This window comes from Streptomyces sp. NPDC030245, from assembly GCF_055572995.1.
The window spans coordinates 145,106-160,940 of the sequence record NZ_JBVICF010000009.1 but is presented as its reverse complement, the minus strand read 5'-3'; the positions used below and the strand labels follow the sequence as shown (position 1 = coordinate 160,940).

General features: G+C 70.7%; 17 protein-coding genes. 7 read left to right on the top strand and 10 right to left on the bottom strand.

All coding sequences use genetic code 11. The features are described from left to right. From ACZ4Z4_RS24150 to ACZ4Z4_RS24125, 6 genes are all read right to left on the bottom strand, one after another. A complete protein-coding gene (locus ACZ4Z4_RS24150; protein WP_468331473.1) occupies positions 1 to 1,227 on the bottom strand; it encodes an aspartate aminotransferase family protein in 1,227 nt (408 codons plus the stop codon). 85 nt (positions 1,228 to 1,312) lie between these two features. Next, positions 1,313 to 3,052 carry an N-acyl-D-amino-acid deacylase family protein gene (locus ACZ4Z4_RS24145; RefSeq protein WP_468330819.1) on the bottom strand — a complete coding sequence of 580 codons (1,740 nt, stop codon included), beginning with the start codon at positions 3,050 to 3,052 and terminating at the stop codon, positions 1,313 to 1,315. A gap of 5 nt (positions 3,053 to 3,057) precedes the next feature. Next, complete coding sequence (locus ACZ4Z4_RS24140) at positions 3,058 to 3,987, bottom strand: FkbM family methyltransferase (RefSeq protein ID WP_468330816.1); 930 nt, start codon at positions 3,985 to 3,987, stop codon at positions 3,058 to 3,060. A gap of 34 nt (positions 3,988 to 4,021) precedes the next feature. Further along, entirely contained in the window at positions 4,022 to 5,080 is a 1,059-nt protein-coding gene (gmd, locus tag ACZ4Z4_RS24135) for a GDP-mannose 4,6-dehydratase (RefSeq protein ID WP_468330813.1), read from the bottom strand. Continuing rightward, positions 5,077 to 5,595 (bottom strand): hypothetical protein, encoded by a 519-nt coding sequence (locus tag ACZ4Z4_RS24130; protein WP_468330810.1) that lies wholly within the window; start codon positions 5,593 to 5,595, stop codon positions 5,077 to 5,079. The genes gmd and ACZ4Z4_RS24130 overlap by 4 nt, the downstream gene beginning before the upstream one ends. 196 nt (positions 5,596 to 5,791) lie before the next feature. Then, positions 5,792 to 6,586, bottom strand: coding sequence for a ParB/RepB/Spo0J family partition protein (locus ACZ4Z4_RS24125; protein WP_468330807.1), 795 nt, complete (start codon positions 6,584 to 6,586; stop codon positions 5,792 to 5,794). A gap of 336 nt (positions 6,587 to 6,922) precedes the next feature. On the opposite strand from ACZ4Z4_RS24125, the gene ACZ4Z4_RS24120 reads away from it, so the two are divergent. Further along, a complete protein-coding gene (locus ACZ4Z4_RS24120) occupies positions 6,923 to 8,122 on the top strand; it encodes a 4-hydroxybenzoate 3-monooxygenase (RefSeq protein WP_468330804.1) in 1,200 nt (399 codons plus the stop codon). A 319-nt stretch (positions 8,123 to 8,441) separates the two neighbouring features. Then, complete coding sequence (locus ACZ4Z4_RS24115; protein ID WP_468330801.1) at positions 8,442 to 9,533, top strand: helix-turn-helix domain-containing protein; 1,092 nt, start codon at positions 8,442 to 8,444, stop codon at positions 9,531 to 9,533. A gap of 102 nt (positions 9,534 to 9,635) precedes the next feature. Here ACZ4Z4_RS24115 and ACZ4Z4_RS24110 read toward each other — a convergent pair whose 3' ends face one another. The 4 genes from ACZ4Z4_RS24110 to ACZ4Z4_RS24095 all read right to left on the bottom strand — a co-directional run bounded on the left by ACZ4Z4_RS24110 (position 9,636) and on the right by ACZ4Z4_RS24095 (position 12,019). Beyond that, positions 9,636 to 10,040, bottom strand: coding sequence for a hypothetical protein (locus tag ACZ4Z4_RS24110; RefSeq protein ID WP_468330798.1), 405 nt, complete (start codon positions 10,038 to 10,040; stop codon positions 9,636 to 9,638). A 121-nt stretch (positions 10,041 to 10,161) separates the two neighbouring features. After that, on the bottom strand, positions 10,162 to 11,178 hold the full coding sequence (locus ACZ4Z4_RS24105) for a YdcF family protein (protein ID WP_468330795.1): 1,017 nt from the start codon (positions 11,176 to 11,178) through the stop codon (positions 10,162 to 10,164). A gap of 7 nt (positions 11,179 to 11,185) precedes the next feature. Further along, a complete protein-coding gene (locus ACZ4Z4_RS24100; RefSeq protein ID WP_468330792.1) occupies positions 11,186 to 11,758 on the bottom strand; it encodes a dihydrofolate reductase family protein in 573 nt (190 codons plus the stop codon). A 63-nt stretch (positions 11,759 to 11,821) separates the two neighbouring features. Further along, on the bottom strand, positions 11,822 to 12,019 hold the full coding sequence (locus tag ACZ4Z4_RS24095) for a hypothetical protein (protein ID WP_468331525.1): 198 nt from the start codon (positions 12,017 to 12,019) through the stop codon (positions 11,822 to 11,824). A 130-nt stretch (positions 12,020 to 12,149) separates the two neighbouring features. Here ACZ4Z4_RS24095 and ACZ4Z4_RS24090 point away from each other — a divergent pair, with 130 nt between their 5' ends. The 5 genes from ACZ4Z4_RS24090 (at position 12,150) to ACZ4Z4_RS24070 (ending at position 15,724) form a co-directional block, all read left to right on the top strand. Further along, positions 12,150 to 12,716 carry a DoxX family protein gene (locus tag ACZ4Z4_RS24090; RefSeq protein WP_468330789.1) on the top strand — a complete coding sequence of 189 codons (567 nt, stop codon included), beginning with the start codon at positions 12,150 to 12,152 and terminating at the stop codon, positions 12,714 to 12,716. A gap of 41 nt (positions 12,717 to 12,757) precedes the next feature. Next, entirely contained in the window at positions 12,758 to 13,030 is a 273-nt protein-coding gene (locus ACZ4Z4_RS24085; protein WP_468330786.1) for a hypothetical protein, read from the top strand. A gap of 52 nt (positions 13,031 to 13,082) precedes the next feature. Next, on the top strand, positions 13,083 to 14,477 hold the full coding sequence (locus ACZ4Z4_RS24080; RefSeq protein ID WP_468330783.1) for a mycothione reductase: 1,395 nt from the start codon (positions 13,083 to 13,085) through the stop codon (positions 14,475 to 14,477). A gap of 159 nt (positions 14,478 to 14,636) precedes the next feature. Beyond that, complete coding sequence (locus tag ACZ4Z4_RS24075; RefSeq protein ID WP_468330780.1) at positions 14,637 to 14,876, top strand: phosphopantetheine-binding protein; 240 nt, start codon at positions 14,637 to 14,639, stop codon at positions 14,874 to 14,876. Next, entirely contained in the window at positions 14,873 to 15,724 is an 852-nt protein-coding gene (locus ACZ4Z4_RS24070) for a siderophore-interacting protein (RefSeq protein ID WP_468330777.1), read from the top strand. Before ACZ4Z4_RS24075 ends, ACZ4Z4_RS24070 begins: the two co-directional genes overlap by 4 nt. Positions 15,725 to 15,835: the final 111 nt, after the last annotated feature.

Genomic DNA, 15,835 nt, shown 5'->3' with positions numbered 1-15,835 from the left:
TCACGCCACCTTCGCCGCGGCCCGGAACGCCTCGTCGCAGGCCGTCAGGGTGTGGTCGAGGTCCGCGTCGGTGGTGGCGGCGCAGATGAACCAGTGGTGGGTGGGGTGCAGCAGCACGCCGCGGCGGGTGGTCTCCCGGAAGAACGTGTCCTGCATCAGCCGGGCGCGGCCCGGGTCGGGGTGTGTGAAGGTCAGGAACGGCATCTGCGGCACACCGCGCACCTCGGCCGGCACGCCGTGGCGCCGCACCAGCGCGTGCAGGCCGCTCTGAAGCCGTTCGCCGAGCCCGCGGACCCGCTTCAGGAGGACCCCGTCGGCCAGCTGGTCGATCGTCGCCACCGCCGCGGCCATCGCCACCGTGTTGGAGTAGAACGTCGACGAAATGTGCGTCCGGCCGACCATGGCCATCACGTCGGCCCGGCCGGTGAGCGCCGAGACCGCCCAGCCGTTCGCCATCGCCTTGCTGAACGTCGCGAGGTCGGCCCGCACACCGAACAGCTCCTGCGCGCCGCCGAGCGCCACCCGGAACCCGGAACGCATCTCGTCGAAGACGACCAACGCCCCGTGCTCGTGCGCCAGATCGACCGCGCCCTGGAGGAAACCCGGCTCCGGGCTGTCCAGTTCGAACGGCATCAGAAGCAGGCAGGCCACCTCGCCGGGGTGGCGCAGGAAGACCTCCCGCAGACTGTCGAGGTCGTTGTACCGGAAGGAGTCGACCTGCGTCCGCACGGTGTCGGGGATGCCGCCGGGCCGCTGCGCCGCCCAGTCGTGCCAGCCGTTGTAGCCCCAGCGCACGACACGGTCGCGGCCGGTGTACGCGCGGGACAGTCGCACCGCGGCACTGGTGGCGTCCGAGCCGGTCTTGAGGAGGAACACCCGCTCCGCGCCCGGGATGACGCGCACCAGCCGCTCGGCGAGCTCGATGTGCGTCCGCTTGCGGAGCGTGATCGAGAAGCCCTCCTCGATCTCCCGCTGCGCGGCCTCGGTGACCACCGGGTCCACATGGCCGAGGATGATCGTGCCGTAGGCCAGGATGTAGTCGAGGTACTCGTTGCCGTCGGCGTCCCACACCCGGGCGCCCCGGGCCCGTTCGCCGTACACGGGGTAGGCCCCGTCCACCAGCCGGTCCCGCTCGATGACGTAATCCTCCTCGGACAGCGTCGCGTCGACGAGCCGGCCGCGGGTGAGCAGCTTCGTCGAATTGTCGAGCCGGAGCTCTCCGGTCATGTCGGTCACGGCCTGCTCTCCTCTGTCGCTTGACGTCCTCGGTTCGCGCGCCTCGCGGCGTGCGGGTTGTCCACCGCTTCCGCGGTCACAGGGTGACCGGCCCGGGCCGGGTGCCGCGCACGAGCTTGCCGGGCAGCGCGCCGGTCGCCGTGCCGTCCCGGAAGGTCACCTCGCCGGCGACGACCGTGACCGCGTATCCGTCCGCCTTCTGGATCAGCCGGCCGCCGCCCGCGGGCAGGTCGTGGACGAACTCGGGGGCGCGCAGGCTCAGCCGGTCGAGGTCGATGACGTTGATGTCGGCCCGGTAGCCGGGGCGCAGCAGACCGCGGTCGCGCAGCCCGTAGAGCCGCGCGGGCTCCGAGGTCTGCTTCTTGACGATGAACTCCAGCGGCAGCCGCTCCCCGCGGCTGCGGTCGCGTGCCCAGTGCGTCAGCATCGATGTCGGCGTGCTGGCGTCGCAGATGAGCCGGCAGTGCGCTCCGGCGTCGCTGAGTCCGAGGACGGCCTGGGGGTGCAGCAGCATCTCGCGGATCGGGTCGAGCGTGTACTCCGAGTACCCGAGCAGCGGCCGGAAGATCATGCCGCTGGTCTCCTCGGAGGTGAGGAAGTCGTAGATCAGCGCTTCCGGGTTCTCGCCGGTCCGCCGGGCGAGGGCGTCGAAGGACTGGTCGGCAGCGGGCTCGTAGTCCGGCGCGTTCGAGTCCATCGGGAAGTGCCGTTCGTAGCCCTGCGGGAACAGCGCCGAACGGGGGTCGGCGTTCTCCGGCAGCTCGGCGAGGATCTTCTCCCGCAGCGCGGGGTCGCGCATCGCCATGCGCCGCTCGGCCGCGGGCAGATGGGCGATCTTCTTGTACGAGGGGCGCTTGTGGAAGGGGTGCGTCGAGTCGAGGCTGATGATGACGCTGAACGGCCGGCCCGCGACCTGCGGGTGCAGGTCCGCGCCGCCCGCCACCGCGTCCTCGGCGATCTGTAGGAGCTCGCGCCACCCGTCGGGGTCGTTGTCGTTCTGGAAGAGGCCGAAGGTGATGGGCCTGCCGACCGCCGCCGACAGCCTGCGCATCCACTTGATCTCGCCCAGCGGGTCGTCGACCTTCTCGCCGCCCGCCCCGAGCGGCACCAGCTGGAACACTCCGGTGCCCACCTCGCCGAGCACACCGCCGAGCGCGAACAGCTCGTCCTCGGCGGCGAAGGTGCCGGGCACCGGGACGCCGGTGATGGCGAGATGGGTGAGGGTGCGCGAGGTGGAGAAGCCGATGGCGCCCGCTTCGAGCCCCTCCCGCACGAGCGCGCACATCCGCCGCAGGTCGTCCTCGGTCGGCGCTTCGTTGTCGGCACCGCGGTCGCCCATCACATAGGCGCGCAGCGCGCCGTGCGGGACCTGCGCGGCGACGTCCATCACCCGGGGCACGCGCTCCACGGCGTCGAGGTACTCGGGGAAGGTCTCCCACTCCCAGGTGATCCCCTCGGACAGCGAGGCACCGGGGATGTCCTCGACGCCCTCCATGAGACCGATCAGCCAGTCGTGACGGTCGGGGCGGGCGGGCGCGAACCCGACTCCGCAGTTGCCCATCACCACCGACGTGACACCGTGCCAGCAGCTCGGCGTGAGCCGGGGGTCCCAGCTGACCTGCCCGTCGAAGTGGGTGTGGATGTCGACGAAGCCCGGCGTGACGAGAAGGCCGCCGGCGTCGATCTCCTCGCGGCCGCGCCCGGTGACCCGGCCGACCTTGGTGATCACACCGTGGTCCACCGCGATGTCGGCCCTGCGGGCGGGGATGCCGGACCCGTCGCAGACCGAGCCGTTCCGAACAATCAGGTCGTGCACTGAGGTCAGGCCTCCTTCGTGTGGGGCGCGGGCCACTGGCCCGTCGGTGCGAAGAGCAGGTTCTGGTAGGAGTAGCGGGTCTGCGGCCGGTGCGGCACGGGGGTGCCGCGGCGCAGCTCCCAGGGCTCGTATCCGGCGTCCATGAGGGTGTCGACGAGCTCCCGGCTGGACGGCGCGTCGGTCACGTCGAGGTCGCCGACCTCCAGGGAGATCACCGGCTGCCCGCTGGTGAGCAGGCCGCGCATGCCGGCCAGGACGTGGGCCTCGGCGCTCTCGGCGTCGATCTTCACGAAGTCGACGTGCAGGCCCTCGGAGCTCACGTGGTCGTCCAGGCTGACCGCCGCCACGGAGATCCGCTCGGACGGCACACGCCGGCGCACGACATCGGGCAGCCGCGCCTCGAACGCCGAGTTGTAGGCGCTGTAGCCGAGGCCGCGGTCGAAGAACTCGAGCTCGTCCCGCTTCGACCAGACCGCCGCGGGAACCACCGTCACCTGGGGCAGGTTCCGGGCGTTGGTCCGCAGGACCGAGAGCGTCGATGGTGTCGGCTCGAAGGAGACCACGCGGCCGCCGGGGCCGACCAGGGCGCCGGCCAGCATCGTGTAGTAGCCGATGTGGGCGCCGACGTCGAGGACGGTCGAACCGGGGCGCAGATGGGAGAGCAGGAACGCGGTGAGGTCGTAGTCCACGTATCCGTAGCGGTGGATGGATAGGGAGACCTCCTCGGGCAGCGCGATCGCCATCCGCCGGCCCCAGAAGGTCTTCGCGGTCGAGGGGCGGCCCTCGCCGCGGTGCCGCTGGGCCCGCAGGGTGCGCGTGCTCGGGAACGACGTGCGGACCGGGTGGCGCAGACGGTGCGCGAGCCCGCGCATCCCTGCGGTGTGGGAGCGCCGGTCGAGTTCGGTCCGCCAGACGGTGCGGTCGGGTTTGGTCATGGCACAACCTGCTCCGGGTAGGGGCCCTGTGGGGTCAGCGGGGGAGTACCGGTCGCGAGCGTTCGAAGTGGGCGCGGGAGTCGGTGAAGGGGATGGCGTTCCAGGTGTCCCGGCCGCTGGACCCGAGCTGCCCGAGCTCGGCGTCCACCATGATCTGGGCCAGGCGGTCCACCGGTGTGCGCGCCGTCCAGCCGAAGTCCTGACGGGCCTTGCTCGCGTCGCCCACCAGCGCGTCGACCTCCGTCGGGCGCACGTACGCCTCGTCGTAGCGGACGTGGTCGCGCCAGTCGAGCCCGACGTGGGTGAAGCAGTGCTGGGCGAACTCCCGCACGGTGGAGCCGACTCCGGTGGCGAGCACGTAGTCGTCGGGCTCGTCGAGCTGGAGCATGCGCCACATGCCCTCGACGTACTCGGGGGCGTATCCCCAGTCACGGACGGCGTCGATGTTGCCGAGGTAGACGTACTCCTCGAGGCCGGTCTTGATGCGCGCCGCCGCACGGGCGATCTTGCGCGTCACGAACGTCTCTCCGCGCCGCGGGGACTCGTGGTTGAACAGGATGCCGTTGACCGCGAACATGCCGTGTGCCTCACGGTAGTTGCGCGTCATCCAGTAGCTGTAGACCTTCGCGGCGCCGTAGGGGCTGCGGGGGTGGAAGACGGTTTCCTCGCTCTGCGGCGGCGGTGTGGCGCCGAACATCTCCGAGGAGGATGCCTGGTAGTAGCGGATGTCCGTGCCGGACATGAGGATCGCCTCGAGCAGCCGGGTGGTGCCCATCCCGGTGGTGTCACCGGTGTGTTCGGGCTCGTCGAAGCTCACCCGGACATGGGACTGCGCGGCCAGGTGGTAGACCTCGTCGGGCCGGATGCGCATCAGCAGCGTCACGAGGCGGCTCGCGTCGCCGATGTCGCCGTAGTGCAGGAACAGGCGCCGGCTCGCGTCGTGCGGATCACGGTAGATGTGGTCGAGCCTGCGGGTGTTGAAGGTGGAGCTGCGGCGGACGATGCCGTGGACTTCGTAGCCCTTCTCCAACAGCAGGTCGGCGAGGTAGGAACCGTCCTGGCCCGTGATGCCGGTGATCAGTGCCCGCTTCACGCCGATCCCCTCCCTTCGAGAGGCACGAACCTGGGGTTGAACCTCTCGTGGACGTAGACCCGGCCTGCCTCGCCGCAGTCGATGACGTACTCCTTGCTCACGCAGTCGGACGGCGGACCGGCCAGCGGCCAGTTGCCGCGTGACACGGCTATCAGCTCCCGCTTCAGGGCGAGCCCGGCCCTCTTCAAGTACGGGCCGAGGAGCTCCTCGGGAGGCGGTACGAGGCTGTCGCTGCCCCGCCCGGCGATCACGACCCGGTTCACGCTGATCACGGCCCGGTCCGACGTGAGGATGCGGGACTGGCGATCGACCACCAAAGTGCCCGGGGAGGCGCCCAGGATCCGGCATCCGATGCGCTCGACGCGTGCGGCGGGCACCTGGCGCTGGTGGTCGACCCGCACGCTCAACTGCTCACCCATGAGGGCGTCGAGCAGAACGGTCGTCGAACCGTCCGCGCACACGAGCATCCGGGTCTGCGGCGGAGCCGACGGGAATTCCTTCAACTGCTCTGTCATTTCGAGACATTCAAAATCATGGCGCCCCTCGTCACTCTGGTCGAATCGAGCGGTCTGAATCGAGCGATGGAATGCCTGCGTAATTCCTCGGGAATGTGCATGCATTCACGAGGAATACGAAAAGCAGGCTATGAGGCGCCGAAGTGGTGGGTCAAGTGGTGTTCGACTGCACGAAGTTGTGCAGTCGAACACCGCTCTACTGCTGTTCCAGCCTCCTGGCGAACTCGTCCAGGCTGGACATGCAGACCCGCATGGCCTGCGCCGCGATCTCGGTGCAGTGCTCCGGGATGCTGCTCACGATCAGCTTGTGGTTCTGGTTGATGGCCGCGGTCAGCCGCAGCCACTGGACCAGGAGACGGCCGGCCTCCGTGTGCCGGACGGACGGGTCGCGGGCCAGCAGCTCCAGCGTGCGAAGTGGCCCCGGACCGCCCCGGTGCGTGGGCACGGGGCGTTGTGCCGGGGACTCCCGCGCGTCGTCCCGGGGCGCCGCGCGCCGGCGTACGTCATGGGCCGTCGACGGCGAGATGTTCGCGGCCCGCGCGATCTCCCGCAAAGACGCGTTCGGATTCTCTTTGAGGTACTGTTCGGCAATCCTTCGGTGCTCGTCGGGATTTATGGGCCGGGCCCGCCCGTCGACCCCGATCCGTTTCTGTTCGGCGCAGGCGGACGGGGATTGCTGCCGAATTTTTGTGATGGTCTGCTGGGCGAGTCCTGTGAGCTTCGAAAGGGCCCGGTCGGACATGGCGGGAAAGGTCTCGATGATGCGTCTCGCGGCGGCCCTGCGTTCCTCGCGGGTGAGAGGGAGGCCGTGCCGGGTATTGGCCTGGACGGCGAACAGGAACGCCTCGTCGTCGGTGCCGTGGAAGTAGCGGGCCCGGATGGTGGCGTCACCGCGTGCGGCCCTCGCACGCAGCCGGTGCATGCCGTCGACGACCCGCAGGGAGCCTTCGTGTACGACGATGGGCTGCATCTCGTCGTGCAGCTCCGCCATCAGCCGCACATGGTGTGGGCTCTCGCCGTCGAGACGTGGGGAGTCCGCGGGCAGGAGTGATGCGATGGGCAGGGACACGCAGGCGTCACTGACGCGATGCCGGAGCGCCAGGAAGTGATCGGCACGGGCATCGTCCCGAGTCGGGTCAGGAGCAGTCGACATGATCCCCCAAGTGGCGATGGAGTGAGTACGGCCACTCGATGTCGGCGCGTACGAACGGCCTTTGGGCAACTCCACAAGCCTTCGTCAGTGATTCGGCGAGGGGCAAGTAGTTGCCTGGTTGTCCTGTGCAGCGGGCAACTGGAACAACCCACACCGAACCAGAAGGGACGGGCCATGCCCCCAGCTCTCACTCGTACCACCGTCGGCATCGTGGGCGCGGGCCCGGCGGGCCTCATGCTGTCGCACCTGCTGGCCCGCAGGGGCATCGATTCGACCGTGGTCGACAACCGCACCCGCGCCCGGATCGAGGCCACCGGCCGGGCGGGCATCCTCGAAGCCGACAGCGTTCGGCTGCTCACCGACACCGGGGTGTCCGACCGGGTGCTCCGTGACGGGCAACGGCACGACGGCATTGAGCTGCGCTTCGAAGGGGCAGGCCACCGCGTCGACTTCCAGGAGCTGGTCGGCGAGAGCGTATGGCTCTACCCGCAGACCGACGTGTTCGCCGACCTCGCCGACGCCCGCGAGCGCGACGGGGGAGACATACGCTTCGGCGTCACCGGGACCCGGGTGGCCGACCTGACGACGGACCGCCCCGGCATCCTGTTCGACGACGCCGACGGGTGCTCCCAGGAGGTGCGCTGCGACGTCCTGGTCGGAGCGGACGGGTCGCACGGCGTGTGCCGGTCCGCGGTGCCCGAGGCCGCCCGCACGCACTTCTTCCGCGAGTACCCGTTCGCCTGGTTCGGCGTTCTCGTCGAGGCGCCGCCGAGCGCCGCCGAACTCGTCTACACCCACTCCGAGCGCGGCTTCGCCCTCATCAGCCAGCGCACCGATTCGGTGCAGCGCATGTACTTCCAGTGCGATCCGGACGAGGACCCGGGGACCTGGTCGCAGGACCGGATCTGGGCGGAATTGCAGGCGCGGGTGGCGGGCCCGGACGGCTTCTCCCTCAAGGAGGGCCCGGTGACGGACCGTTCGGTCCTGCGCTTCCGCAGCCTGGTGTGCGAGCCGATGCGCTACGGCAACATGCTGCTGGCCGGCGACGCCGCGCACACCGTCCCGCCCACCGGGGCGAAGGGCCTCAACCTCGCGCTGGCCGACGTGCGGGTGCTCGCGGAGGTGCTGGAGAGCGCCGTCGGTACGGGCGACCGCGCCGTCCTCGACGCCTACGGCCCGCAGGCGCTGCGCCGCGTCTGGCGGGCCCAGCACTTCTCCTACTGGATGACGTCGATGCTGCACAGAGTGCCCGGCTCCACGGGCTTCGACGTGCGCCGCCAACTCGGAGAGCTGGCCTCAGTGGTGGAGTCCGCCGCCGGTTCTGCCTACCTCGCCGAGGCATACACCGGATGGTCCGGGAGGCCCGTCCGGTGATCGGGTCCGACCGTCCGGCATGGGTTCTTTGTCGTCCGCCGATAGTGGCGTGGTTCAACCGCCTGCCCGTTTTGTCCAGTTGCAGGGTACACGCAGGCCGGGGGATCATCCGTACATGTGTGATCACCCTGGGTGGTTGAGCGATCGCAGCAGCCGATTACCGCGCACGGCGGCATGGCCGCCGTCCATGGGGTCCCCGCAGGCCGGGACCTGCTGTGAGACCGCTGAGCCTGATGAGGGCACACCGAACGGCAATGCATCGGTGTGCGCCCGGGGGGCGTGGCCGCGGTGCCGTCGGCGCCGCACAGAGGGGAAACACGTGTCGGACGAGACAGCGACCATGGCGACCGATGGCCAGTTACTGCAGCGACGCCGGAAGGAAGCCGGTCTCTCCCTGCTGCGGATGGCGGAGCTGGCCCACTACGACAAGGGATATCTGTCCAAGGTCGAGAACGGCAGAAAGCCCATGAGTGCCGAGCTCGCCCAGGTGTGCGACGAGGTGCTCGGCACCGGAGGCGAACTCGCCGAGCGGGCCCAGGCCGCCGCCAGGGGACGGTGTGACGACCGGCCTCCCTTGGCCCAACTCCCCGCCGCGCCACGCGGATTGTTCGGCCGCGCCGAGGCGTCGACCCGCCTGGAGAGGCTGCTCCTCGGCCGGGCCGACGTCCCTGGCAGAGTGCCCATGGTCTGCGTCGACGGGCTGCCGGGTGTCGGCAAGACGACCCTCGTCCTGCGGTGCGCCCACGCCGTGGCGAGCGAGTTCGCCGACGGCGCGCTGTTCGTGGACCTGCGCGGGGACGACAGCGCCGGAGGCCCGTTGGATTCCGGACAAGTGCTGAGCGGCTTCCTGCGGGCACTCGGCGTCCACTCGGACCGCATACCGGACGATCAGGAGGAGCGGTCCGCGATGTACCGCTCGCTCCTCTCGGGCCGGTCGGTCCTCGTCGTGCTGGACAATGCGGCGACCTCCGCCCAGGTCCGGCCGCTGCTGCCCGGATCCGACGGTTGCGCGGTACTGGTGACCAGCCGCAGACACCTCGCCGGACTGCAGATCTCACCGGCCCCGGTGATGCGCCTGACGCTCGGCCCGCTGGCGCCCAGGGACGCGGCGGACCTGCTCCGGTCGGTGATCGGCGCGCCCCGGGCCGACGCCGAGCCGGACGCGCTGGCCAGCGTGGCACTGCGCTGCGGCTATCTCCCCCTGGCCCTGCGGACCGCCGCCGTGTGGATCGCCGCCCACCCGCGCCTGGGCATCGCCGAGTTCGACCGCCACCTGGAGGCGGACAGCAACTTCCTGGACCTGCTCGGCACGGCGGACGACGACATGCACGTCATCGTCCGCGGGGCGCCGGAGCGGGCGCGGCCCGCACGGCCGCATCCGCAGCGGTTCAGCTGTTCAGGCTGCCTGTAGCTCGCGGATCACGGGCCGGAGGCCACCGTCGACGTACAGATCGCGGAGGGCGACTTCAGGCTGGTGGTGCGGGACTCTGCGTGTCGATCGGGACCGACCGCGTCAGCGGACGGTGACCTGCACGACGTTGGAGACGGCGCCCCCGCCGACGACGCGGAGCTTGTTGAGGCCCTTGAGACCGAGCTGGACCCGCAGGTTGTAGCTGCCGTCCCGGTTGGTGTTCATCCGGGCCGGCAGCGACACCCAGCGCTTGTACTGCAACTGCTGCAGCGTCACCTGGGTCCCCGGCCGCATCCCGGTGCTCGAACCGTGGACCCGGAACTGCTGCCATGCCTTGACCGACCTGACCGTGGCCTTCGCCGTCAGGGTCGCCTTCTTGGGCGCCGTGTGCTGGCGGCCGTGGGCGGGGGCCGCGGGATCGTCGACGGCCAGCGCCGCGGTCACCGGGGTGGCGCAGAGCAGCAGACCGGCGGAGAGGGCGGCGGTACGGAACAGGGCGGGACGCATGGGCACTCCAGGGTGGGTTCGGTGTACGACCCGCTCACCGTAGGGAGAAAAAGGACTCTTATGCTGAAATGACATGCGGAGAACGGGGCAGGAGCGCGGCCGCTCACACGCACGGCTCAGCTCAGCGTGCCGCCCAGGCCAGGACGCCGCCGAGCACGAACAGCAGACACATGGCGAGGTTGGTCCGCTTGTAGGCGACGAGGACGGCGGCGAACTCGCGGATCGTCGCGTTGGGCCAGAAGTACGGCGCCGTGGCCGAGCCGACGACCTGACCCCTGACGCCGAGCCGCCGGGCGGTGAGCGCGGCGCGGAAGGCGTGGTAGTTGTTCGTCACGACGACGCACCGGTAGTCCGGATCGGACTTCTCCATGATCGCCTTGCTGAACCGCAGGTTCTCCTCCGTCGTCGTCGACCGGTCCTCGCGCTCGATCAGGTCGGCGGGGAAGCCGCGCTCCGTCAGGAAGTCGGCCATCGCGTGGGACTCCGGCAGGTCCTCGTCCGGCCCCTGTCCTCCGGACGTGATGAGCACGGGAGCGCCGCCGCGCCTGCTGAGCAGCGCGTGCACCTCCTGCGCCCGCAGGAGCCGGCTCGCCAGCAGCGGCGGCACCGTGGACCCGCCGATGAGGCCGGAGCCCAAGACGACCACGAAGTCGGCCTTGCGGCGGATGCGCAGCCGGCCGTAGAGGAACGCGTACACCACGAAACTCAGGAACAGGAACGAGACGTAGCAGGCGAGTCCGAGCGCCGCCACGCCCACTCCGATCATCACCGGCGTCCGCAGCACGGCGGCCGTGACCACCAGGGCCACGACGGCGACGATGCACAGAGCGCCCATCAGGGAGAGCAGGTTGGTGGGGCTCCTGCCCTCCTTGCGCACCATCCGCAAGCCGTTGACGAAGAGCAGGTACACGAGCACGAGAATGCCCACGCCACCGAGAGCGAGCAGCGAGGCGGCGACGACCAGCCCCGAGGTGGAGCCGGACGAGACCAGTTCGTACATCCAGGCCGCGAGGCCGCAGAGCGCGGCGAGCCCCAGCAGCACCGCGTTGCCGAACCGGCGGCGCTCCCACGCCATGCGCCAGCAGAAGACGAGGAAGAGCAGCGCCGCCGGGGCGTAGAGCAACGTTCGCACAGTCATGGCCCGGCTAGCGGATCACGTCGAAGACGTTCTTCTGAAGGCCGTTGGCGTACGCCTCGTGCTCGACGAGCCTCAGCCTCTGGGTGTCCTTGTCCGCGTCGCTGAACAGGCGCTTGCCCGCGCCCAGCAGGAGCGGGAAGACGAGCAGGTGGTAACGGTCGATCAGGCCGGCGTCCGAGAGGCTCCGGTTGAGGGCGGCGCTGCCGTGGACGATGATGGGGCCGCCCTCCGTCTCCTTCAGCGCGGCGACCTCGTCGAGCGAGCGCAGGATCGTGGTCTCGCCCCAGTTCGTCACCAGGTCGTCCTCGCCGAGCGTGGTGGAGACGACGTACTTGGGCATCAGCTTGTAGTCGGCGAAGTCCGCCATGTCGGGCCAGACCGGGCTGAACGCCTCGTAGCTGACCCGGCCCAGCAGTATCGCGGAGGCCTCCTGCTGCTCCCGGCCCTTGATCTCGAACGCCTCCGGGACGGACTCGATGTCCTTGAACGTCCACCCGGAGTTCCGGTAGCCGGGCTCGCCGCCGGGGGCCTCCACGACGCCGTCGAGCGAGACGAAGGCAGTGCTGATCAACGTGCGCATCTGAGTTCTCCTGAGTGGTCCGGGTCGCTGATTATCACTGAAGACCGCGGGACACGGAGAAACTCATCGATCTTCGCCCGTCTCTTCGCCCGCCTCTTCGGTCCGCGCGCCGGGGCAGCGGCGTCCGCGCAACCGGGAGAGGAGGGAGCGGGCCTGGGCGCGCTTGCGCGGGTCGGCGGCGGCCCGGCGCACGGAGCTGATGGTCCGTCGGCCCTGCGGGGTGCGGCTGTACGCCCTGATGCGTCCGAGCAGTCCGGCCATGGGTCCTCCTGTGGTCGCACCGCCGTGGCGGTGGGGTGTCATCGGGTTGTCGTGTGAGTCCTGTTCCCCGTACCCCGAGCGGATCCTCGAAACCGTGTCTGAGTGGGTCCATTGCGGGCAGCCGGAAGGCATGGCTGTTCTCAGGAAATGCGCACGCCCGATGCTCGCCTCCGTCTTCGTCACGGGCGGGCTGCACACTCTCAGGGACCCCCAGCGCGTGGCCCCCGCCGCCGAGCCCGTCGCGGCTCCGCTGAGCTCCCGGATCCCCTGGCTCCCGGAGGATCCGGAGCAGCTGGTCCGCGTCAACGGCGCCGTGCAGCTGAGCGCGGGCCTGATGCTGGCCACCGGGCGCCTGCCGCGCGTGGCTGCCCTCGCGCTGGCGGGCACCCTCGTGCCGACCACCCTGGCCGGGCACGCCTGGTGGAAGGAGAAGGACCCCGAGCAACGCGCGGCCCAGCGCACGCAGTTCATCAAGAACGTCTCGCTGCTCGGCGGGCTGCTGCTCGCGGCGGCCGACACCCACGGCAAGCCGTCCGTCGCCTACCGCACCCGGACCGCGGCGGCCGGCAGCCGACGGGCGGTTCGCCGCACCCGGCGCGACGCCGCGCACACGCTGAGCGGTGTGGCGGGCAACGCGGCGGGGGCCGTCCGCTCGGCGTCCGCGAGCGCTCAGCAGGCCGTCGCACGGCGTCTGTAAGTGCGTGATTCACCCCTCAACTCCTGGGCACCCGGGGCCTCATGACGATACGTGACGAGCCGGGCGGCGAGCCCGGCATGGGGGAGATGGAGCGCGGTACCCCGCAGCGTCTCGAGGCGCGCCACTCGATGTGGACGCTGGCGTGGAGCGCCCTGTGCGTGCTCTTCGCCGTGTGGTCGCTGGCCTGGGGTATCGGTGCGGCGACGGGCGCGTCCAACGCGTGGGCGTACAGCTTCGCCGGACTGGTGCTGCTGGCGTGCGCGCTGTGGGCGCGCCGCTCGGCCGTCCGCAACAGCCCGCCGAGGCATCTGTGACGGACGGCCGCCTCTCGGGTGTGTCACGGGCATACGCGGATACGCTGGACATATGAGACATCATGATCTCCTGGTCCTCGGCGCGGGCACCGGCAACGCGCTGATCGACGACCGCTTCTCGCACCTGGACGTGGCTCTGGTCGCGGAGGGCCCCTTCGGCGGCACCTGCCTCAACGCGGGGTGCATCCCCAGCAAGATGCTCGCGGTGACGGCCGAGGTGGCCGACACCGTCCGCGAGGCCGAACGGCACAACGTACGGGCGAAACCGGACGGGGTCTCCTGGGCGGGGGTCCAGGAACGCGTCTTCGGGCGGCTCGACGCCGTCGCGCGCGACGGCGAGGAGGGCCGCCGCGCCTCGGACTTCGTGACCGTGTACCGCGGGCGTGCCCGGTTCACCGGGGAGCGCGAGCTCCTGGTGGAGACGGCGGACGGGACCGAACGGGTCGGCGCGGACCGGATCGTCGTCGTCGCGGGCGGCCGCCCCGTGGTCCCGCCGGTGGTCGCGGAGTCCGGTCTGCCCTACGAGACCTCCGACACCGTGATGCGGCTCGACGAGGTTCCCGAGCGCATGGTGGTGCTCGGCGGCGGTTACATCGCCGCCGAACTGGCGCACGTCTTCCACGCCGCGGGCACCGCGATCACCGTCGTGGAGAAGCAGGACAGGCTGCTCTCCGAGCAGGACGAGTCGATCGCGGCCGCCTTCACCGACAGCGTGCGCGACAGCTACGACCTGCGTCTCGGCCGCGAACTGGCGCGCGTGGAGGGGAGCCCCGGACAGCTGCGGCTGACCCTCGACGACGGCTCGGTCCTCGAAGCGGACACGTTGCTCGTCGCGGCGGGCCGCAAGCCGAACAGCGACCGGCTCGACCTGGACCGGGCCGGCATCGCCTGCGACGACAAGGGCCTGATCGAGGTCGACGCGCAGCTGCGCACCAGCGCCGCCGGTATCTGGGCGCTCGGCGACATCGCCACCGGGCCGCCCTTGAAGCACGTGGCGAACCGCGAGGGCGAGGTGGTGGCCCACAATCTGCTCCACCCCGACGAGCCGCGCACGATGTCGTACGACGTCGTGCCCGCCGCCGTGTTCGCGCGCCCCGAGGTCGCCCAGGTGGGGCTCACCGAGCAGGAGGCCAGGGAGCAGGGCAAGGACTACCTGGTCGGTTCGTGCCGGTACGAGGACGTGGCGTACGGCTGGGCGCTGGAGGACGGGCAGGGCTTCTGCAAGGTGCTCGCCGACCGGGGCTCGGGCCGCCTGCTCGGCGCGCACGTGCTCGGCCCGCAGGCCGCCACGCTCATCCAGCCGCTCGTCCTCGCCATGACCTTCGGGCTGCCGGCCCGGGACGTCGCCGCCCGTCCGCTGTGGATCCACCCGGCCCTCACCGAGGTCGTCGAGAACGCGCTCCTCGACCTGGCGCCGGACAACCAGCGGCGGTCGCCCGCCATGTGACGGGCCGTCAGGCGCTGTAGCACCACGGGAGGCTCACCGAGTGGGCCTCCCGTTTTCACGCCATGACCAAGATTAAGTTAGGTTAGCCTTGCCTCAGTAACGCAGGGGTCGACGGGCCGGCCGTGCTGTCGGCACCCGTTTTCGAAGGAGAGCCGTCCGATGAGCCAGACCCTGTCGCCCGAGCGTGTCCGCGCCGACATTGCGGAGCTGCTCGACTGCGAACCCGCCGAGATAACCCCCGGGGAAGACCTCTTCGACCTCGGTCTCGACTCGGTGCGGATCATGACGCTGGTCCAGCGCTGGCGTGCGGCGGGGGCGACCGCGCTGGAGTTCCCCGACCTCGCCGAGCAGCCCGAACTCGGCCACTGGACGGTGCTCCTGACGGGGCGTGCCGGATGAGCCGGGTCGACCACCGCCACCGGCACCTGGAGCGGATCGCCGAGGTCCGCGCGGGCCTGCACGCCGAGAAGGTGGGCTACCCGATCGGCATCCGCGCGGTCGAGGTCGTCCGTACCGCCATGGTCGGCACCGGTCTGCTGAGGCTGACCCTGGGCGGGCCCGGCACCGAGGGGTTCGAGGCGCACGCCCCGGACGAGCACGTGAAGCTCGTCTTCCCGGAGCCGGACGGCTCGCTGCGGCTGCCCGAGCGGAACGGGGCGATGCTGCGCTGGCCGCGGCCGGCGCCCACCTCGCGGGAGTACACCGTGCGCCGTTACGACCCCGTCACGGGCGAGCTCGACATCGACATCGTCCCGCACGCGGGCGGGCTCGCGTCGGACTGGGCGCACCGGGTCGAGCCGGGCGCCGTCGTGCATGTCGCGGGCCCGCCCGGCGGACTGATCGTCCCGCACACGTACGACCGCTATCTGCTCGCGGGCGACATCACGGCGCTGCCCGCGATCGCACGATGGCTCGAAGAGCTGCCCCGGACGGCGCGGGGCTGGGCGTTCGTCGAAGTCGCCGACGCCGCCGAGGAGATCGAGCTGTCCGCGCCCGCGGGCGTCGAGGTGCGCTGGCTGCACCGGGGTGGCGCCCCAGCGGGCACGGGTGGCGCGCTGGAGCGGGCCGTGACCGCCGTGGCCGTGCCCGAGGGGGAGCGGGTGTACGTGTGGATCGCCGGCGAGGCAGGGCAGATCAAGCCCCTGCGCCGCTGGGTCCGCGACGTGCTCGGGCTGGAGAAGGCCGACCACGACATCACCGGCTACTGGAAGCGCGGCGTCGCCGACTTCGACGAAGAGGACCACTGATCCACCGCCTCGCACAAGACGAGCGGCGCACCACCGCCACCGCCGCCCGTCGGCTTGCCTTACCTGTCCGTTCATCAATTAAGGTTAGCCTTACCTAAGTAGCAAGGAGCG